Annotated in this window: 16 protein-coding genes and 5 pseudogenes; 10 read left to right on the forward strand and 11 right to left on the reverse strand. The window is 57.7% G+C overall.

What is annotated here, in order from left to right:
* Positions 1-6: 6 nt before the first annotated feature.
* From FHT76_RS32890 to FHT76_RS32915, 7 genes and pseudogenes are all read right to left on the reverse strand, one after another.
* On the reverse strand, positions 7-597 hold the full coding sequence (locus tag FHT76_RS32890) for a BA14K family protein (RefSeq protein WP_183757610.1): 591 nt from the start codon (positions 595-597) through the stop codon (positions 7-9).
* Between the two features lie 66 nt (positions 598-663).
* Positions 664-1,062 (reverse strand): DUF1236 domain-containing protein, encoded by a 399-nt coding sequence (locus FHT76_RS32895; protein WP_183757612.1) that lies wholly within the window; start codon positions 1,060-1,062, stop codon positions 664-666.
* 445 nt (positions 1,063-1,507) lie between these two features.
* Complete coding sequence (locus FHT76_RS32900; protein WP_246712665.1) at positions 1,508-1,870, reverse strand: PfkB family carbohydrate kinase; 363 nt, start codon at positions 1,868-1,870, stop codon at positions 1,508-1,510.
* 330 nt (positions 1,871-2,200) lie between these two features.
* Positions 2,201-2,536, reverse strand: a complete 336-nt coding sequence (locus tag FHT76_RS41300) for a hypothetical protein (protein WP_183863829.1) — start codon at positions 2,534-2,536, stop codon at positions 2,201-2,203.
* A 14-nt stretch (positions 2,537-2,550) separates the two neighbouring features.
* The gene (locus tag FHT76_RS41305; RefSeq protein WP_183757617.1) at positions 2,551-3,012 is read right to left on the reverse strand and encodes a hypothetical protein; all 462 of its coding nucleotides are present in this window, start codon (positions 3,010-3,012) and stop codon (positions 2,551-2,553) included.
* A 200-nt stretch (positions 3,013-3,212) separates the two neighbouring features.
* Positions 3,213-3,737, reverse strand: a pseudogene (locus tag FHT76_RS32910) (flavin reductase).
* A 5-nt stretch (positions 3,738-3,742) separates the two neighbouring features.
* On the reverse strand, positions 3,743-3,973 hold the full coding sequence (locus FHT76_RS32915) for a hypothetical protein (RefSeq protein WP_183757619.1): 231 nt from the start codon (positions 3,971-3,973) through the stop codon (positions 3,743-3,745).
* A 525-nt stretch (positions 3,974-4,498) separates the two neighbouring features.
* On the opposite strand from FHT76_RS32915, the gene FHT76_RS32920 reads away from it, so the two are divergent.
* The 4 genes from FHT76_RS32920 (at position 4,499) to FHT76_RS32935 (ending at position 8,423) form a co-directional block, all read left to right on the forward strand.
* Positions 4,499-6,439, forward strand: coding sequence for a DNA/RNA non-specific endonuclease (locus FHT76_RS32920; protein ID WP_183757621.1), 1,941 nt, complete (start codon positions 4,499-4,501; stop codon positions 6,437-6,439).
* Positions 6,440-6,638: 199 nt separating this feature from the next.
* Positions 6,639-7,223 carry a class I SAM-dependent methyltransferase gene (locus tag FHT76_RS32925; protein WP_246720174.1) on the forward strand — a complete coding sequence of 195 codons (585 nt, stop codon included), beginning with the start codon at positions 6,639-6,641 and terminating at the stop codon, positions 7,221-7,223.
* Positions 7,223-7,546 (forward strand): hypothetical protein, encoded by a 324-nt coding sequence (locus FHT76_RS32930; RefSeq protein WP_246712663.1) that lies wholly within the window; start codon positions 7,223-7,225, stop codon positions 7,544-7,546. The genes FHT76_RS32925 and FHT76_RS32930 overlap by 1 nt, the downstream gene beginning before the upstream one ends.
* 553 nt (positions 7,547-8,099) lie before the next feature.
* Entirely contained in the window at positions 8,100-8,423 is a 324-nt protein-coding gene (locus FHT76_RS32935) for an ATPase inhibitor subunit zeta (RefSeq protein WP_246712662.1), read from the forward strand.
* 92 nt (positions 8,424-8,515) lie between these two features.
* Here FHT76_RS32935 and FHT76_RS32940 read toward each other — a convergent pair whose 3' ends face one another.
* Entirely contained in the window at positions 8,516-8,998 is a 483-nt protein-coding gene (locus FHT76_RS32940; RefSeq protein WP_183757637.1) for a BA14K family protein, read from the reverse strand.
* Positions 8,999-9,301: 303 nt separating this feature from the next.
* On the opposite strand from FHT76_RS32940, the gene FHT76_RS32945 reads away from it, so the two are divergent.
* Both FHT76_RS32945 and FHT76_RS32950 read left to right on the forward strand, forming a co-directional pair.
* Complete coding sequence (locus FHT76_RS32945) at positions 9,302-9,946, forward strand: DUF47 domain-containing protein (RefSeq protein ID WP_028758002.1); 645 nt, start codon at positions 9,302-9,304, stop codon at positions 9,944-9,946.
* Complete coding sequence (locus tag FHT76_RS32950) at positions 9,946-10,950, forward strand: inorganic phosphate transporter (protein ID WP_183757622.1); 1,005 nt, start codon at positions 9,946-9,948, stop codon at positions 10,948-10,950. Before FHT76_RS32945 ends, FHT76_RS32950 begins: the two co-directional genes overlap by 1 nt.
* Before the next feature lie 67 nt (positions 10,951-11,017).
* Here FHT76_RS32950 and FHT76_RS32955 read toward each other — a convergent pair whose 3' ends face one another.
* Together FHT76_RS32955 and FHT76_RS32960 are read right to left on the reverse strand one after the other, a co-directional pair.
* On the reverse strand, positions 11,018-12,667 hold the full coding sequence (locus FHT76_RS32955; protein WP_183757624.1) for a glycoside hydrolase family 3 protein: 1,650 nt from the start codon (positions 12,665-12,667) through the stop codon (positions 11,018-11,020).
* Between the two features lie 269 nt (positions 12,668-12,936).
* Positions 12,937-13,863, reverse strand: a pseudogene (locus tag FHT76_RS32960) (dihydrodipicolinate synthase family protein).
* Positions 13,864-14,327: 464 nt separating this feature from the next.
* Here FHT76_RS32960 and FHT76_RS32965 point away from each other — a divergent pair.
* The 3 genes and pseudogenes from FHT76_RS32965 to FHT76_RS32975 all read left to right on the forward strand — a co-directional run bounded on the left by FHT76_RS32965 (position 14,328) and on the right by FHT76_RS32975 (position 16,391).
* Positions 14,328-14,891 carry a sugar O-acetyltransferase gene (locus tag FHT76_RS32965; protein ID WP_183757626.1) on the forward strand — a complete coding sequence of 188 codons (564 nt, stop codon included), beginning with the start codon at positions 14,328-14,330 and terminating at the stop codon, positions 14,889-14,891.
* A 263-nt stretch (positions 14,892-15,154) separates the two neighbouring features.
* Positions 15,155-15,433 (forward strand): annotated as a pseudogene (locus FHT76_RS32970) (IS110 family transposase); the annotation flags it as partial.
* Positions 15,434-15,590: 157 nt separating this feature from the next.
* A complete protein-coding gene (locus FHT76_RS32975) occupies positions 15,591-16,391 on the forward strand; it encodes a hypothetical protein (RefSeq protein WP_246712661.1) in 801 nt (266 codons plus the stop codon).
* A 199-nt stretch (positions 16,392-16,590) separates the two neighbouring features.
* Here FHT76_RS32975 and FHT76_RS41500 read toward each other — a convergent pair.
* Positions 16,591-16,715, reverse strand: a pseudogene (locus tag FHT76_RS41500) (LysR family transcriptional regulator); the annotation flags it as partial.
* Between the two features lie 17 nt (positions 16,716-16,732).
* Here FHT76_RS41500 and FHT76_RS32980 point away from each other — a divergent pair.
* Positions 16,733-17,795 (forward strand): annotated as a pseudogene (locus tag FHT76_RS32980) (Mu transposase domain-containing protein); the annotation flags it as partial.
* Positions 17,796-18,906: the final 1,111 nt, after the last annotated feature.

The following is an 18,906-nucleotide window of genomic DNA, read 5'->3' on the forward strand; positions in this document are numbered from 1 at the left end:
TGGTGTCTATCTGGTCGAGGCCATTTCCTGGTGATCAGGCGGAACGCAGGTCCGGCGCCGGCCGCTGTATGGCTGGTAACTATTGTCAGATGCCCGGTAAGACTGATAACGGGCCGCGCACCACGCCTCGGCAGCGTATACTGCCACACCAGATCCCGCCTGAGCGGTTTCGCTCTTGGTGGCCTCCAATGCTGCGTATGGCGACATGCATGTCTTCGTCTGCCCGCTGTAGGCCCGATAGCTGTTGGAGGCAGGGTCGTATGATCGATAGCGTGATCCACACCAACTGACGTGTTCGGCGGACAACGTCGGCTTCACTGACTCGAGTTCCTTAGTCGTGGCTTCCGGCTTGTTGACGGCGATCCTGACCTTTGCCGCGTCGGTGACGTAGCTTGAATATGATGCCGGGATGCGCTCGTACCCTTGCTTGGCCACGTCGACCCGGACCGGACTGCTCGTCCAGAGATCAGGCGAGGGCGAAGTATCGAACTCATGAGCCTGCGAACCTGCCATGATTGCCGAGGCCACCGAGCTCGCGGCGATACAGGCGCCGATAGAACTTGCGATACCAAACGCCAGCGATGCGACGGTCTTCATCCTGCGACTTCCTGCTTGATTATCCGACGTGTCTGGACGCGGCGGTGGCCGCGTCCATGGAACGGATCAGTTGATGACTTGGATAACCTTGCGGGAAGACGGCTCGACGATGACGCGCTCGTCGTTCACGACCGCATACGCGTATTTCGGATTTTCCGGAACCGGCGTCACGACGACGGTTTTTGGAAGGGGCTGACCGACCACCACCTTTTCCTTGACAACGATGCGCGTCGTCGGCGCCGGAGCTTCACGGACATAGGTGACGACCTTCTGCGGCGGCGGATCGATCGCTGCGCCAACGACGGCACCGGCGACACCGCCGACGGCTGCACCGACAGGACCACCGACGATCGCACCTGTCACGGCACCACCTGCAGCTCCATTCACCGTGGACGACTGGGCGAAAGCGACGCCAGACATGAGGGCCGCCGAGACGGCTGCGCTGACGATAACCTTATGAAACATCTTTTAGCTCCTTCTCCTTGATGCGGCCCTGACGACCGCGGCGAGAGAACGGATGGTCCAGGAACCTGTTCCGCTGCTAGGACCTTGGTCCGAGGGCGCCCGGACTTAAGTCCGTGCGTCGGAACAGCCGGGGCGCATTACCGTTTGTCAGAAGGCCCCGGCCACTGCCGGCCACATAAGGCACGACCGGACTGAAGTGATCGCGCTCCTCAGAGAGGATTAATGTGATCGATAGCGGACCTAGGAGGAATTGCACATGAACAACCTGATCTGGCTTGTAGGCGCCATCGTGATTATCCTTGCGGTTCTAAGCTTCTTCGGCTTCCGATAAGGCAGACGATAGAACTGGCGTAGGACCGACTTTTCTTGATCAGTCTCGCCCTTCGACGTGTTCGGAGCGGCTTTGCGAGACCTACCGCTGCCACGCGAAATCCCAATCGAACCATCAGCCGGCTGAAGGCGGACGTGGACCGAACATTCCAATTCGTCCCACCTCAAGGACCTCCCGCCTTGCGGGGATGGACGATTGCGCTCCAGCCTTCAGGCACGCCATGCTCGCCGCGGTTACCGCGCCGTTGACGGCCGCCTGAAGCGGATCTCCGAGATCCAAAGCTGCGGCGAGGTATCCGCAAAAGGTGTCGCCCGCACCGACGGTATCAACCGGCTGGATTGTCGGCGCACCAAGCTCGAAATAGTCCGAAGGCGAAGCAACCGAAACGCCCTCCGAGCCCTTTGTCACGACGAACGTCTGTTGGTGTCTGAGGCTCCATTCTGCGGCGTCGAAGCGCCGCCGGCCAGCCGAGACCATTCATGCTGATTGGCGATGACAATATCCGCTAGCCGCGAAAGATCCTCAGAGCTGCGATGAAAGGGAGATACATTCAAAATCCTCGTAACGCCACTCGAGCGAGCCATCTCAAGTGCTCCCCGCGTCGTGGCGTTGGAGATTTCCTGCTGGAGAACCAGATAGCCCCCCTCGCCCGGCAAACGGCCGCCGATGATCCAACCGCGATCATGCCCTTGGGCGGGTACATGCCGAAAAGCTTGACATGGTTTGTCGACGTCAACGCAACGAAGCGCTGAAGGGAGATCCGCCCCTTGCTGACGCCCTCCGAAAACAGGATCGGCATGCGCGCCGCTACCCCGGGAATGCCGTTCGGACCCCAGCAAAGGATGTGCGTGCCCGTGAGCCGGATTTTCCAAGCGTATTCTCATGCGGAACGGGCAGTGATCCGAAGAAAAGGTCTGGAACGTGTCGTTGGCGATGCCACGCCAGATCGCCTCTTGCGAGGCGGTCGCGCGGCGGAGGCGAACAGACATATTTCGCGCCGGAATGGTCCATGTTGAGACCAGCCAGATGTTCCGCCGTCAGGACAATGTATTGCGGACAGGTCTCCGCATAGACCTTGATGCCCCTCATCCTCGCCCATTCGATCTGCTCCATCGCTTCCTCGCCAGAAACATGGACGATCATCACGGGAACTCCGATCAGTTCGGCATGGGCGATCGCGCGATGTGTCGCTTCCCTTTCCACCAAGTGTGATAATAGGGCGCTGTCTTGCCGGCCTGCTCAAGCTTGTCGGTCAGGAACTTGATCTGGTCGTATCCTGCGTGGATCATGACCATTGCCCCGTACTCGCGCGCGATGCTCAGGACCTCGAGGATCTCGCGATCCCTCAGCACAAGATCGTCATAGGTCATGAAGATCTTCACGGAGGTATAGCCACCGGCTATCAGCGCCGGCAGTTCCTGGCCAAGAACGGTCGGTGTCGCATCGCTGATGATCAGGTGGAATCCGTAGTCGACGAGCGAATTTCCATCAGCCTTGCCGTGATAGTCGGCGACGGCTTCGCGCAACGACTGACCGCGGCGCTGAAGGACATAGGGTACGATGCACGTATTGCCTCCGGCCGCAGCACTTCGACTGCTGGTTTCGAATCCGTCGGCCATGACAATTCCCTAGCCCTGATATTGGTCGAGATGGACATGGCTGTCGATTCCACTCGGCAGGACAAGTCGTCCTTTCGCGTCCATCTCCGACGCACCTTTCGACAGGTTTTGGGCCACCGGCAATCCCAATGTCGCAGGAAAAGTCTGCTGCAGTCGCAATCCGGCCGCCGCGAATGACGAGATCAAACCCGGAAACCATGTCAGCCCCTCCCCACTGGATGATACGTTCGATCGAAATAGATCAGGCTGCTGACCGTCGGATGTTCCTGGATCGCCAGAACCTCGCAGATCATGAGACTGTGCGTGTTCACCTCCAGGACCGTGACGATCCCGCAATCGAAAGCGACGCAGGCATCTGCCAGGACCGGCGAACCGGTCGCCAGCGTCGACCATTCTGCACGTCAGAACCGCTCATTCATCGCGATCTTGTCGGCACCTGAAAATACCTGCGACAGGGCCTGCTGCTTCGCCGACAAGACATTGACGCAAAGGACGCTATTTTTCTTCAGAGGCGCATTCTGCAGGCTGCTTCTGTTCATGCAGACGAGCAACGAGGGGGGCGTATCGCTCACGCTGCACACGGCCGTTGCCGTGAAACCAAGTCGGCCAGAAGCACCGTTGGATGTAATGATGTTCACGCCGCTGCCGAGACGCGACATGCCATCGCGAAAAGCACCCGTCGAAACAATCGGCTCTTCGCTTGGCACGGTTTCAATCTCCACCATGGCGCTCAGTTTCCGGGTTGCCTGATGTCATAGCGCGCAGCGAACGCTTGCGCGACATTGATGTCAGTGAGTGCGGGGACGATGCTCTCAGGATGGGGAAACCCATAGTAGTAGGCGTCGGCAGCCCTCTCGTCCGCCCTCGCCGCGTCCAGCACCATTTGAGTGGCCGGTGATGGCGGTTCGAGGAAAATGCGGGTCAGGTCGCATCCCCCGCGTCCGTACTTGACGCAGGCCACTTCCTAGTACCCTCGGCGTTATAACTGTCTTTGCTGCCGGGACGACGGGATCGTATTCTTAATATCAAGCTGGGCCACGTTTTTGGAAATCCGCGCTCGTATTGCTTGGAACGTTCGTCACTTACGCTCGGCGCTTGGCCTCACGCAGGAGAACCTTGCCGCGACGCTGACGTCGATAGGACAGTTGTGAGTGATCTTGGGCGAGGAAAGCATAATGCCTCTATTGACCTGCTGGATCGTCTTGCGTCGGCACTCGCGTAGATGTCACCGCCCTTCTTGCCGCACCGGACCCGTCTCATCCAAGGCCAGCGCCTTTGAGACCCGGTCGAAAGGCAGCTAAATGATGCGTAGAAGATGAGCCAAAAGAGCGGACTAGTTCGAAGGGATGCGGATTTCACCACAACTGTCGGCTTGCCACGAACACCATACAGTTTAAAGTAGTGCGAGATGATGGCCCGATCCGGGCACCATTGCTGCAGGCATGAGTTGCATTTCGAAATGTTCCCCAAGCATATCGAGGAAGCAATGTCTGACCTAACAGATCTCGCAGGTGTCCGTCGCGACCTGGTCACAACGACCGACCGGAAACTCGCGAAAGCAATGGCAGAAATGAAAGGCGCTCCACGCCACGTCGCGGCTAGCCGGGATACTGTGCAACCTGCCGAGTCGCTGGAGAGGCTTGCCATCCGACAGGATCTCCTGGAGCCGCGACAGTCAGATCCCACCGGCTTCGAGCGTGTCATCGGAGAGAGCGATCTGACATCAATCAACTACCTGGAACGCGGAAGGCGGGCTGCTGCAGCCGTATGCCGGATCCGCGTGCCCTCTCCGGGTGGCGAGTGGTATGGGACGGGCTTCCTTATCGGGCCGCGTCTTCTCCTGACGAATGCGCACGTTCTCGGCAACAGAAACGAGGCTGGCCAGGCTGAAGCTGAGTTTGCATACGAGCACGACATCGACGGTGTCCTTGGATCGCCCATCCAGTTCAACCTGATGCCGCAGGAGATATTCTTCTCCGATCCGCAGGCCGACGTCACGTTCGTCTCGGTTGCTCCAGTATCGGACAAAGGAATTCCGCTTGAGCGCTTTGGATGGCTGAGCCTCCTGCCCTTGTCAGGAAAGGCGGTCGATGGCGAATGGGTCACGATCATCCAGCATCCAGGGGGCGGCCCGAAGCAGATCAGCATTCGTGCAAACCAGATCGTCAACCTCGATCTGAAGGATCTTCACCTCGAATCGTTCATTCACTACCTGACCGACACCGAACCAGGTTCATCGGGCTCGCCGGTGTTGAACGATCAATGGCAGGTCGTTGCCCTTCATCACAAAGCCGTCGCTGCACCCTATGATCCGGCCAAGCCCAATGAGCCTGTCAAGTGGCTGGGAAACGAAGGTGTCAGGGTGAGCGCGATCTTCAAGCTCCTCGAGGAGCACCGGCTGGAAAACGATGACGCCTTGCGCACTCTTGATCGCCTAGAAGGGGCCCTCGGGTTTACACCCATGGTGCCGGAGATAGCGATCGCTGCGAACAGTGTTCTTGAAGCCGACGGGAAGCCCTACAAGCCAACACGCTGGTCGAAGCAAAACACGGTCTACGGCTACGATCCCAATTTTCTTTCCGAAGCGTTGCCACTCGATGAGATTATTGAGCCGATGAAAGACCAGGCCGCCCCTCTTCTTGGCGGCAACGGCCATGAACTCGCCTACAACAAGTTTTCGGTGGTCATGCACAAGGATCGCAAGTTTGCGATAATCACCGCCGTCAACATCAATGGATCTAAGCTCAGATATCCCGGCGATCGTCCCGGGAGCTTTCGACGCGACGCTCGAATTGCTGCGGAGTATCAACCAGACGGCGAGTTTTACGAAAAAGCCAAGGGAACCGACAAGATCCAGTTCAGCCGCGGACATCTCGTAAGGCGTTTCGATGCAGCGTGGGGCGCAAGCGATGAAGAGGCACGGGAAGGAGACGAGGATTCGTTTCACTACACCAACGCCGCTCCGCAGTTCCAAACCTACAACAACGTCGATTGGGGCAATCTCGAAGACTACGTTCTCAACCAGACGCAGTTGACCGAGCGCAAGGTGACTGTCTTACAGGGTCCGATCTATCGCCCCGACGACCCTCCTTATGGAAAGGATCGAAAGGGTGGCCCTTGGAAGATACCTCTCTCGTTTTGGAAGATTGCGGTCGTTCAGAAAACGCCGAGCACGGTTTCCGCGGCGGCCTTCATTGTCGGCCAAACGCAGTACGTGGCCGCGCTATACGAAGCCAAAGTCTTCAAGGCACTGGCTCCGTATCGCTTCGAGGAGCTCCGGACCCGCAAGATTCAGACGACGATTGCGACAGTTGAGCAGGAGACTGGTTTGAACTTCGATCGTATCCGGCAGTTTGATTCCCACAACAGCCTGGAGTCAACGCGCCGAACTCGCTGGATAACCTCGGTGAACGACATTCTCATCTAGCGCTACTGCCGGGAACTCGGGTGCGTTGTTGGCATGCTGCGCTTGCGGCAGGCAATGTGCTGGGTATCACCGGAGTATAGGATCAACGTTCTCCCGCAAGATGCGCCGCACTGTGGCATGCCTGTTGGATTGCATCGTGAGCCAGACGGCTCATAGTGAGCAGTATGGAAGATGGAAAGTCTATCACGGAGTGACAGCCATGCCTGGAACCGTCGATGAGATCCGCCAACAGCAACGAGACAGATGGGATCGTTTTTCCACCGGCTGGAAGAAGTGGGACGAGTTGGTTCTTGGCTGGCTTGCCCCGTTCGCCGACGCGATGCTCAGGGTCTCCCACCTCAGGGAAGACGCGCATGTCCTTGACGTTGCCGCCGGAACTGGCGAGCCCGGGCTCACCGCGGCAACAATGGTGCCGCATGGAAATGTAACCGTGACCGATCTCTCGGAGCGCATGCTGGCAGTAGCATCCGAGAACGCCTCTCGCCGTGGCCTGACAAATTTCAACACCAGAGTTTGCGATGCCGGCGCCTTGCCGTTTCAAGATGCGTCCTTCGACAGCGTACTCTGTCGCTTCGGCTTCATGTTCTTTCCCGAAATCTCGGTCGCCGCTCGAGAATTTGCACGTGTGGCAAAGCCGGGAGCACGGATATGCGCGGCCGTCTGGAGCGGCCCTGACAAAAACCCCTGGGCAACGACGATCATGTCGACGATCTCGCGTCACATCGAGATGCCCGCCCCGCCCCCGGCTCGCCCGGACTTTTTCGTTGCGCGCCCGAAGGATTGATGCGTACCGCCTTCGAAGACGCTGGCCTGACAGATCTGCACGAGGAGGAAGTTTCATCTACCATGAGCCACGCGTCTCCCGAGAAATATCGGGACTTCATGACCGACATCGCGGCACCTGTCGTGGCGGGGCTCGCTAGGGCCGATACCGCGACGCAAGCCCAAATCCGCGGCGAGGTTCTGGCCCTGGCGCGAGGCTTCATTCAAGATGGCCAGGTGCAACTTCGTTCAACCGCCACAGTCATCGTTGGGACACGCCAGGTTAAGCTCGATCGAACCTACGAAGGCGATAAATTTGGCCGTTTCGCACCGGAGTTGACTTGATTTGACTGTCTCTTTTTAAAGCCTGCTCACTTCCTCGACGGCGTCCCAGAGGGCGATCGGTTTTTGCAGCACGCCGATCCTCTGCAGTCGACACGCGATCTCGATTTTCGGACCACCTCCACCCAAATGTAGATCCCGCACGACAGCCTACGACGTCTCGTCAGCAGGGAGGCGAAGTGCGTCCTCCTCTGTTGGGCAGGGCCCAAGAACGCTGCCTCCCGCTCCCCGCGAGGCAGATTCGCCAATGCGTCACCATGTTCGGGCCTTGCGGCCCACGAATTTACCCCCGCGCAGCCAGTCCCTTGCCAACCCTTGGCAGTGAAACTACAGGCAAGAACTTGATTTGGGTGCTATGCTTCCGCCATTGCGGAGAAGAGCGCGGCAACTGATTAGCAATTAGACGTTCATGCCAACAGCACGTCGTTCTTAGACAAGGCAATGGCCTGGTCTCCCTTGCTCAATTGGGCTGGCGCGAGCGGAGACCACGAACGTCTAGCACTTCGACACAGTATCTTTCGATTTCGGTGGAATTAAACGCAACGGAGGAGCTTCAATGTCTAATCTGCGCATCGACACCATGAGAATGGCCAGACGAAACAAGCTGGTCGGCATGTGGGCTGCCAATAAGCTGAACCTGATAGAGAGCGATACGAAGACCTACTCGGACGACCTTGCAAAGGCGGCCTTCGACGTCAATCAAAATGATATTCTTGCCAAGATTCGTAGCGATTTCGACGCAGCGGGCATAGTCCAGTCCGATGAAGAAATTCTGGCGATGATGAACCAATGTTGGCTCAATGCCGGAAACCAATCCGCACAGTCGTCCGACACCAGTGATGGCGCACTGGTGCAAATCGCACGAAACCTTATGAGGTGACGAGCTTCGTTCGAAGGAACAATGACAGTTTCGGTCCGCCCCACCCCTCACAGCAGAGGTGTTCGGCTGCGAAAAGTCCTACAGGGAACCCCTCAATAAGGTCCTACACATTGACGACGGGGTCCATAGTAGGGCTGGAAGGTGTTGTCGAACGCCCTGTAAGTGCGATAGCGCGCGTAACACCAACTGACATGGCTGCCCCCTTCATAGGCGACCGAAGGCTCATACTGGCGGTACGGCCGGTAATAGCCGTAAGGACGGGAATAATAGCCGTAGGAAGAGCCGTAGAACGTGTCATCGTACGGGCCGTAGTACGGCTGTGCCAAAGCGCCGCCAATGATCGTACCGACAGCCAGGCCGCCCAGGGCCCAGCCCCATTCAGATCCGTGGTGATGGTGGTATCCACGGTAATGGCCGCCATACCAGTGGCCGCCTCCTCCATGCCGCCATTGTACGGGTTCTGTCCGCTGCTGCATCTCGACCACGGGCGGGTTGATGGCCGGAAACGCCTGGGCTGGCGTAATTCCGGAAACATTTGTGACCAGGCCCAACGCTACGACGGCTAGCTTTTTCATGACGGCCTCATCCCCAGCGAAGAGGAGGGGCATATTTCCCTCCTGCCGAACCAAAGGTGAACGCAATTTGTCGAAAATCGTTCCCTGCGACGGCGTCGACACCGGAACATGCTTTTCATCCGCCCGCACAGAAATGCCGGACCCAGTGCGCGCCCAGTGAAGAGGACCCGCTGTCCTGTGGCCGGCGTTTGCGTGCTGCTACGAATAAGTTGACCTTGCCATCGGTTTCCCATTGCCCTGAGCACTCCTCCGCATTTATTACCGATTTATGACAGTTACACCCACCCCTGGAAGTGGCCCCTGATGATGAACATTTTTCGCAAGCTGATGCCGCGGGAGGACAGATTCTTCGACATGTACTCGAAGCATTCGAAAGTCGTCCTCGATGCAGCGGAAGCTTTAAACGACCTTCTCAATGGCAAGGACCTTGATAAAAATTGCCAAAGGATTGTGGGGCTGGAGAACGAGGCCGACGACATTACACGCGAGGTACTCCTTGCGGTCAGGCGCAGCTTCATTACACCCTTCGACCGTGGCGACATAAAGGACCTTATCCAGTCGATGGACGATGCCATCGACATGATGCACAAGACTGTCAAAACCATACGATTGTTCGAGCAATCGAGCTTCGATCCGCTGATGCAGCAGATGGGTGGGGAGATCGTCAAGGCAGCAAGGCTCATTGCGGAAGCCGTTACCCTTCTCGATAAGCTTGGCCCAAATGCCCAGCGACTCTCGACAATTGCGGAAGAGGTCACGCGCGTCGAAGGGAGGTCCGATGAACTCCATGACGAGGGCCTGAAAGACCTGTTCAGACGTCACGGGGCTAGGGGCGACGCCATGGCCTACATGATCGGCAGTGAAATCTACGGCGAACTCGAAAAGGTCGTCGACCGGTTCGAAGATGTCGCCAATGAGATCAGCGGCATTGTCATCGAGAACGTCTGATGGATGTTTCGATAGCTTTGCCACTGCTCGTTGGCTTGATCATCATTGCGCTGATCTTCGATTTCCTCAACGGATTGCACGATGCGGCCAATTCCATTGCGACAATCGTGTCTACGCGTGTCCTCCGTCCGCAATACGCGGTCGTCTGGGCAGCATTCTTCAATTTTATTGCCTTTGCGTTCTTCGGCCTGCATGTGGCTCAGACAGTCGGAACGGGGATCATTGATCCAGCCATCGTCTCTCCACAGGTGATCTTCGCCGCCTTGATGGGGGCGATCATCTGGAACGTCGTCACCTGGATTTTCGGCATTCCTTCCAGTTCGTCGCATGCACTCGTTGGCGGTCTCGTCGGCGCAGGCTGGGCGAAGGTGGGTTTCGCTTCGATCGTCTGGAGCGGCTTCCTGAAAACAGTCGGAGCGATTTTCTTCTCTCCGGCCATCGGCTTTTTCCTTGCATTGCTGCTGGTGCTTCTCGTGTCCTGGCTGTTCGTGCGGCAGACGCCTTTCGCTGTCGATCGCACGTTCCGCGTGATGCAGTTCGTGTCCGCCTCTCTTTATTCACTCGGGCACGGCGGCAATGATGCGCAGAAGACCATGGGTATCATCGCCGTATTGTTGTTCAGCCAGGGTCATCTCGGTTCGGAATTCTACGTGCCGTTCTGGGTGGTCATCTCTTGCCAGACCGCGATGGCACTCGGCACCCTCTTCGGTGGCTGGCGCATCGTCCACACCATGGGGTCGAAAATCACGCGCCTCAACCCAATGCAGGGGTTCTGCGCCGAAACTGGTGGAGCATTGACCCTCTTCGGTGCCACTTGGCTCGGCATTCCGGTATCTACGACCCATACCATTACCGGCGCAATTGTCGGGGTCGGTGCAGCCCGCCGCCTTTCAGCCGTGCGGTGGGGCCTTGCCAGCAATATCCTGATTGCGTGGATCATCACGATGCCTGCCGCTGCAGCAATTTCCGCACTCTTCTACTGGCTGGCAAGCCTTTTCGGCTAGGACCACGCCCACGTGCTTCAAGCTTAGCCAGAGGCGGCCGGCCGCTGGCACGCTTCAAGACAACGCTTCAAAACCCAGCATCTCCCAATCCGCAGAAGGGATCGACCGGGCTGTTGCGGTTCCACGGCGCATTGCCGAGCAATGCGTCCACCACTGCCCGCTGCATGGTTTCGGTCGTCGAATAGGCGTTGATGTAGGTCGGCACCCGCGGCGCATCATAGAGAAGATATGGATAGCCAAAGGAGATCATCACCGTCGGGACGTCATGCCAGCCACGCCACATGGCATTGCCGAAATTGCCGGTAAGCTTGAGCCAGTCGAGAAAAATGCGCCCGCGTGTCAGAAGTGTTTCATCGCCGAGGAGGTACAGCAGGAGGTCGAAATCCTTCGTATCGACCGCCATTTGCGGCGTATGTATCGTCACCTCGAAACCATGGTCTTTCAAAAAATCCGGCAGCACAAATTGCTGTGGCCCGGGCCAGAACGGAACGACGATGTCGCCGCTGAAGACGAGGACACGTCGGTGCTTTTTCGGGTCGAGCGGAAGGGTGCTGTCGACATCCTTGACGAGCGTGGGGATCCGCCGCGACACGGCATCTGCATAGGCCTTGTTCCTTTCCGTCTCTACTGTTGTCAGCTGCTGCGGTCGGTGCAGGCCAAGCGCCGCCTTCAGACCCAGCTGGCGTATCAGCGCCTCATCGACCCTCTCTTCCCTCAGACGGCCATCGGAAAGCGCTGCCTTGAGGTAGGAGAGATCCGCATCACAATTGTCGGAAAAGAGAATGACGTCGCAGCCGGAGGAGATAAGCTCCGGCAGATGCTCTGAACGCTTCGACCATGAGCCGAGTCCCGCCATCGGGGTGGCATCGGAGACGATCAGACCATTGAAGCCAAGACGTTTGCGCAACAGTTCGACGTTCAGCAGACGGCTGATCGATGCCGGACGGAAGGCCTCGATCCCGGCCTCCGGTGTGATCAACCTCACGAAACTTGGAAGTGCGATATGGCCCGCCATCACCGACAACGCACCGGCTTCGATCGCCCGCCGGTAGAGCCGGCCAAAAGTGTTCTCCCACTCTTCCATCCCAAGCGGGTTGATCGTGGTCAGCAGATGCTGATCGCGATCGTCGAACCCCTCCCCAGGCCAGTGCTTGACGGCCGAGGCAATGCCATTTTTCTGGAAGACCTCCATCTGCGTGATTGCATGCCGCTCGATCACAGCGACATCAGAACCAAAGCCGCGCGTCGCAACGATGGGGCTGCGGAAAACTGCATTGATGTCGAGGACCGGTGTGAACGACCAGTTGATCCCGGCCGCACGCGCCTCTTGGGCCATGATACGGCTCACCTCGGCGGTCGCCTCCACATCGTCGAGTGCCGCAAGCCCGAGCGGGTTCGGCATCTCTGCCGCCCCTGAAAGCGCGAGCCGACTGCCTTCGAGATCGGCGGAAACAAGGAGCGGCGTCGGCAGGTCGATGTTCAAGGAAGCGATCAGGGCGCGCTCGCTCGCCGCGTCCGCACCGCCGAACCGCGTGATACTACCCGGTCGGAAGGCTTTCAGACGCTCAACCTCGTTGGGATCGCTCCCGAAGAGAACAAGATTGAAAAGTTGAGGCAACCTGTCCTCGCCAGACAAGGAGGCGAAACGCGCCTTGACCCATGCGATGCCGTCACCATCGAGGTTGAATGGAGGATTAGCAAGATGATCGAATATCATAGCCCTTACCTCCGGCCGATCTGCCACGACCGTAGAGTAGTTCACCGAAGCCGCCACGTGAAGCTCGCTATCCACTCGGACCCTAACCGTCTTCCGATGGACCTCTCTCGACCGGACGTTATGCCAGACGAGTCGACGGCCCGATGCTCGCCAGTAGGTGAGTGCCCCCTGAGATGAAGCCACCGCCAAACCCGTTGGAGGGGATGCTTCCCCGAACCCCATCATTTGCATCGTTGCGCGGTGACACTTCTTCGCGGATCGCCGATCTCTTAGAGTGCCGCTCTCTTGTCGTGCCGACCAAGCGTGCCAGCAGATAATCGATCTCAGCCTTTGCCATGGCCGAGAGGATCTGGGGAGCTTGCGTTGCGCATCCGTAGCGATCATGCCCCGGCGCTTGAGCACATGTTTGCGCACTGCCAACCCAATGCCGAGTTGCTGCTCATACCGGATCAATGGCAAATGTGCATCGAACAGGTCGTGCGCCTCCTCCCGCTTTCCGGCGGCAAACAGCCCCACGAGCTCGGTGAGCATGTCGGGAAAACCGTAGCCGGACATTGCTCCGTCGGCGCCGCGCTCTGGTTCGAAATCAAGAAACATGCCGCCGTTACCGCAGCGAATGGAGAAGTGTCGCAATTCTCCCGACTTCTGCAAGGCGCGGAGCGTCGAGATCTTTTTCGAGGCCCGGCCAGTCCTCATGCTTCAACCTCAGGCGTGAGTGGTGAATGGAGACGATTTTCGCGATCGCCCCGGGCGTCATGACCATCGTCAACGTCAATGGATAGTCATGTAGCACCCATGGGACATCCTCGCCGACGGCCTCGACTGCCCCGGCAAAGTAGTTGACGATCTGGTCGTCTGTTAGCAATGCCGGCGGCGGTGCAATCATGCTCCAGCGGCGCCCATGTCCATCGAGTCGCGGGTAAGAGAGCACATGCTGACAAACCCTGGCGACGAGACGCCGACGATGACGGGAATTTTGGAGCGGGAGACAACCCGCTTTACGATCGCGCGGCTTTCTTCAGGCTTCATTTTGGGCGCCTCGCCCATGATTCCGAGGATCGTGATGCCGGTGCAGCCGCTATTCTGATAGAAATCAATGAGTTTGTCTATCGAGTTGAAGTCGATCGAACGGTCCTCAAAAAAAGGGGTGTCGTTGCAATCGCATATACGCCGCTGGTTTCGGTACCGAATGTCATTTCTTGCTGTCCTTTCACGCTTGATCGCGCTCCTCGGTTTCCGCACTCATCGGATAGAGGCCTACAATGGCACGCCACAAATTTATTCTCGCCAGCATCCATACTTTCATTCGCTCCTGGTCCGTAGCGCTGAGAGCACTCATCAAAGCAGAGTTGCGGGGATCCAAACCGCTCCATCTTCATCCACCACGACCAAGTCGTCCATGGGGTACCCTTTGAGCGTTTGCGAATGTGTTTGAGGTGCCTCGAATTCAGATGAAACCGCCCTGCCGCAAATCGCGTTTAAGGCTCAGGCGCGCATCACACGCGCCATCCTTGTGGTGAAGGGCCGGTTCATCTCGCGAGGAAGAAGCGAGCCTATGCTTCCGTTGCGCAAGCGGGCCCGAACGGCACGATTTCGACAGTTGCGATGTCGCTTGCATTTTGCCCATCATCGATCCTGTGACAAATTGAGGGAGCGTCCCGTGAGCAACAGCGAACGACAGAAGATGGCTGCTGGAGAGTGGTATTGCTGCCTCGATCCGGAACTCGATGCGTTGCGCGTGTTCGCGCGCAAGGCGGTGCATCAGCACAACACACTTGACCCCGAAAGTCGGGGCAATATTGCACCAGCGCTGAAAGCGCTATTCGAGAAAGCGCCCGAAGATGCCTTCATTGAGGCACCATTCCACTGTGCCTACGGCATGAATATTTCACTAGGCCATCGTGTCTATCTCAATGCCGGCTGTACCATCCTCGACACTGCTAGCGTTCGAATTGGTGATGGCTCCATGCTTGGGCCTGGTGTCCACATCTATTGCGCCGACCATCACCGGGATCCAGTCCTCAGGCGCAGTGGTTTGGAAATCGGCCGGTCCGTAGCAATCGGCGCTGACGTTTGGATCGGCGGCGGCGCAATCATCCTCGGGGGCGTGACCATCGGCGATGGCGCGATCATCGGCGCCGGCTCTCTCGTCACTCGTAACGTGGCGCAAGGCGCAACGGTCGTAGGAAACCCTGCGCGAGAGATGTGCCGGGACGAGCCGTGAGATTCCTTGATCGCTTAGACAAGAACTTGGTGCCTGACTTGGAACGGGTCGCTCCTTCATCAATCAAGCCGGCTCATATGATTACCGGACCAATGAATTTGACATCGCGGTCCACCAGAGACACCCTGAAGGAACAGCGATTCGAATTGCACAGTTTCCTCTCGCGATTCAACGTACCGCGCGTTTCTCCTTATTACGTCGAGAGCTATCAGGAGGAGGTAGCATGAAAGAGGCGGCGCCCGTTGAGAGAACGGATCACTGAGATGCAGATGATTATCGAGGGACAGTCACACTTCCAGCCTTTCGGCTTACTTTATTGGGGTTTCACAGATCTCAACAAGGGAGTTGGAAGCATGACTGCCTTTTATGACCACCGGCGGCGATTATCACAGATCCTACGGCCATCTCCGGCGCAGGACAGAAGCGGCAAAACGCTGCGCTCCGGTCGGGTGAAGAACGATCGACAGTCTCATGCGGTTGTCGAGGCAACACACAGCTGGATGGTCATGTACAACTGGCTCGACGACATTTGTGATGATGTGCACGCCACATTGATTTGGAACCGGGTCCGCGAACTCCCATACGGGCCAGCGACGGATGAACGGTCGCGCGAAAGGCCAGACCGATGTCAGCACCCGACTTCGCGCCTAATGCCGCCGAAAACCATTCTTGCACCACCGGGGCGTCCACAGATGGAGAATGGTTCAGAGCCGAAGGGCAGCAAAGCAATCTGTCCAGCGAAAGCAAGAGATTGGGTCGATCGGCGCCAATGCCCGTCAGAACGAAACGGAACTCAAGGAAAAGCCGGCAGATGGCGGTGTTTTTCCCCTTGTGTTCTTTCATTGGAGAAAGACCATGATACCCTCGAGTCTCTTCTATGATCTTGTTGACTCACAGATCGCGTTTAAAATCGTACAAAGGAATTTCAACAGTCCCAACTATATCTTCAGCGTGCCGCGTGCCAGCGACGGCCAACTCCGCTTGTCGATACTCGGAAGTCAGCCCTTGATCGGGTCGGCAGATGCCATTCTTGCTCGATTGAACGCGCTGCTATGCGAGCATCCCGCACCTCAGGTCCAGCATTCCTTTAAACAGTCCATCGCCACTGGCACCGTAGTGCAGTACTCCCTCTTTCCCGAGGCGGAAAAGGGCAAGCAGCACGGATGGCCGGAACAGATTTCTGTCGAGTGCCGTATTGTTCCTTCCGACCAGCCAAGTGCCGATAGAGAAACGGTACTTGTGAATGTCAATGTGGAGACAAGACACAGCCTGCACCTCATGGAGCGGCTGGGGCGGGATAACTTCCAGGAAATCGGCCGTCTGTCCCCTCTCGCCCTCCCCAAGGATGTTCATGAGAAATTGGCTGCCAACGGATACTATGAGCAGAGCTTCATATCCTTGTATGGCGAAGAGGCTTTCGACGAGGCCAAGACAAGAGTGAAAGGCGCATGCGACCGCTGGGGTTCCGACACCGGTGACTTCCGGCAAGCACCGCACTGACAGACGGCGCATTGCGCAAACGGACGAATGATCGACCGGTTCCAACTGGCGTCTTTGCCATTTACGAAACCAGCCACCATTTTCGTCGACTGCCGGAATTCGTGTACGGTCGTCGCGATCCTGGGCCGGTTGTCGCGCTGTATGGGCTTGCGACCATGGTCGCTTCAGGTACGCAGTCCGGTGATCATTTAGATTGCGATCACCGCTTCGCCCGCGCCATCGACCGTGCGATATCGACGATGTCGTCGCGCGTGGCGGTCGGGTCCTCCGGCTCCAGGCGACGCCAATTCCGATCCTGAAGTCGATCCCCTTCAAGGCCTTCAAGCCCACCTACCGCACCCCGCCATGTTGATGGCGTGGCGATGGAAGGCGACTATGCTGGCCACACGATCCCGATCATCGATCCGTCGACTGGCGAGATCCGCGCGGCTGTGCTTAGCGCCTTGCAACTGACCTTCGCCTATGCCAGCGTCAATCAGAAGCTGCCGGATTGGATTGAGGCCAACCAGCGAGCCGTCAGCTTCTTCGGTGGCGTACCAAGACCTCGATCGACGACAACCTCAAGTCAGCGGTGGCCAGGGCTCTTTTGTTCGAGCCGACATTGAATGCGACATTTGCCGCTTTCGCCGAGCACTACGACACAACCGTTGTTCCGGCAGGCCGGCGAGATTAGTCCGTTGAAGGGACAGTTTTGATTTTGGAGAGGTGGGGCTTGGCCAGGCTTCGCAACGAGCGCTTCTTTCGCCGTGTCGATCTTACTATCCGTATCAGCGCCTTGATCGAAGATCTCAATACCCTACCGATGCGGCTATATGGATAGTCTCGACGCGCGCTGTTCGATGAGGTCGAGCGCACCCAGCTGGAGAGGTGCCTTCAACGCCGTTCGAACACGCGGAATGGAAGACGGCGAAGGTCCATATCGAGGTCGACAAGACCTTCTATTCCGTGCCGCATGCGCTGATCGGAAGACGGGTCGATGTCATGCTGACGTATCGAGTGCTCGAGATCTTCTTCGATCACAAACGTGTCGCAAGTCACATCCGGAGCTCGCAGCGCGCAGGCCGCGTCACCGTCAATGAACACATGCCCAAGGCGCACCAACATTATGCAGACACAACACCCCACTCGTTGCCCAGTGAAGCAGCAAAGGTCGGACCAATACGGCGACGTTTATCGAGCGTCTACTCAGCGATCGCCCCACCCGGAACCGGGGTATCGATCTGCTCAAGGCGTCCTCTCCCTGGCGCGTCGTCAGCAATCGGATCGACGTGAGCTGGCTTGCGAACGGGCGCTGGTAATTAACGCCCTGAGCTATCCGGTCTCGATCAGGCCCCGGCCATGAGCGAGGCCGTGAAGCCGGCGCCGCAGCACGGCAATATCCGCGGCAAAACCTACTATCAATAAAGAGGACATCAGATGCTGACACATCCGACACTGGAGCAAATGAATGCGCTCGGTCTGACCGGCATAACAACGGCCTGTCGGGAGCTCCTCGATCAAGCTCGTGGAAACGACCTGAGCTTCGACGAACGACTGCGGCGTCCTGTCGCGCTACGGCGAGCGCACATGTTTAAGCCTCTTCTAATTTGTACGCTAGATGACGGGAACCAATCGGCAAGCTAGATTGTTTTTGACGCAGAAGAGGGCCTACGCACACCCCTCTTTCCTTTCCTCGTCACCACCTGCCCCGCTCGCATAAGCGGGGCTTTTTTCCAACCGAGTGTGTGGCGTGTCGGACCAATTGAGAAAATGACCCCTGGAGGTGCGGACGGTAGGAACTGACCCTGCAGCTTGTAGTCGCAAGTCGCACAGCCAGCGCGCGCCAATAAGCATCGAGTCAGCATTAGAATATCAAACATCAGGTCTCAACCTGTGGAGAAGCCGAACGGCGCGGTAATCTGTCGGGAAAACAATTTCGGATTGGCCATAGCTCTGTAAAGGCTCCATCAAGCCAGCTCGTGCCCAAAGTCCACCCGTGCTACCTTCGTTGAAACGGAGGAGACCAGCTTGGAAGACGCTGAAATCGAACGACGTGCGAGGCAGCTATGGACCAAGGAGAACCCCGGACGGCCCTGGCATCCTGTAGCCCAGCGTATTGAGCTGGGGCAGGACCTATCGATTGGCGCAACCGAGGAGGACAGAAAGCGCTACATTCAGCGGGTTCGAGACGGCGAGTAGCTGAGCGGCACGCAGCAGGCGCATTCACTTCGCGCCGGCTGCATATTGCTTGTACGTTCGCGTTTAAAGAGAGCGGAGATGGCAAAAACGTTTCTTATATACGGTCTTTGTTTTGCTGCTCGCAGCAGCCAGTCTTAGGTGGATCTACAACCATTGGTGAGAGCCCTGCGCGGCGACAATCACGGTGAGATGCCAACCGAGCGTGACGTCGGTAAATTTCTGGATCTTCAATCGTTGCGACGTAGGCCGTAAACTCATAAATTCTCTTGGCGTATTGCGTTCGGCGTGATTCAAGGCTTCCGAATTAGGAGCTATGATGACACGCCGCCGCTACGAA

Source organism: Rhizobium sp. BK176 (assembly GCF_024808055.1).

Coding starts and splice junctions, on each gene's coding strand:
- FHT76_RS32890 (WP_183757610.1), bottom strand. CDS start 597: ATGAAGACCGTCGCATCGCTGGCGTTTGGTATCGCAAGTTCTATCGGC.
- FHT76_RS32895 (WP_183757612.1), bottom strand. CDS start 1,062: ATGTTTCATAAGGTTATCGTCAGCGCAGCCGTCTCGGCGGCCCTCATG.
- FHT76_RS32900 (WP_246712665.1), bottom strand. CDS start 1,870: ATGGTCTCGGCTGGCCGGCGGCGCTTCGACGCCGCAGAATGGAGCCTC.
- FHT76_RS41300 (WP_183863829.1), bottom strand. CDS start 2,536: ATGATCGTCCATGTTTCTGGCGAGGAAGCGATGGAGCAGATCGAATGG.
- FHT76_RS41305 (WP_183757617.1), bottom strand. CDS start 3,012: ATGGCCGACGGATTCGAAACCAGCAGTCGAAGTGCTGCGGCCGGAGGC.
- FHT76_RS32920 (WP_183757621.1), top strand. CDS start 4,499: ATGTCTGACCTAACAGATCTCGCAGGTGTCCGTCGCGACCTGGTCACA.
- FHT76_RS32925 (WP_246720174.1), top strand. CDS start 6,639: ATGCCTGGAACCGTCGATGAGATCCGCCAACAGCAACGAGACAGATGG.
- FHT76_RS32930 (WP_246712663.1), top strand. CDS start 7,223: ATGCGTACCGCCTTCGAAGACGCTGGCCTGACAGATCTGCACGAGGAG.
- FHT76_RS32935 (WP_246712662.1), top strand. CDS start 8,100: ATGTCTAATCTGCGCATCGACACCATGAGAATGGCCAGACGAAACAAG.
- FHT76_RS32940 (WP_183757637.1), bottom strand. CDS start 8,998: ATGAAAAAGCTAGCCGTCGTAGCGTTGGGCCTGGTCACAAATGTTTCC.
- FHT76_RS32945 (WP_028758002.1), top strand. CDS start 9,302: ATGATGAACATTTTTCGCAAGCTGATGCCGCGGGAGGACAGATTCTTC.
- FHT76_RS32950 (WP_183757622.1), top strand. CDS start 9,946: ATGGATGTTTCGATAGCTTTGCCACTGCTCGTTGGCTTGATCATCATT.
- FHT76_RS32955 (WP_183757624.1), bottom strand. CDS start 12,667: ATGATATTCGATCATCTTGCTAATCCTCCATTCAACCTCGATGGTGAC.
- FHT76_RS32975 (WP_246712661.1), top strand. CDS start 15,591: ATGGTTCAGAGCCGAAGGGCAGCAAAGCAATCTGTCCAGCGAAAGCAA.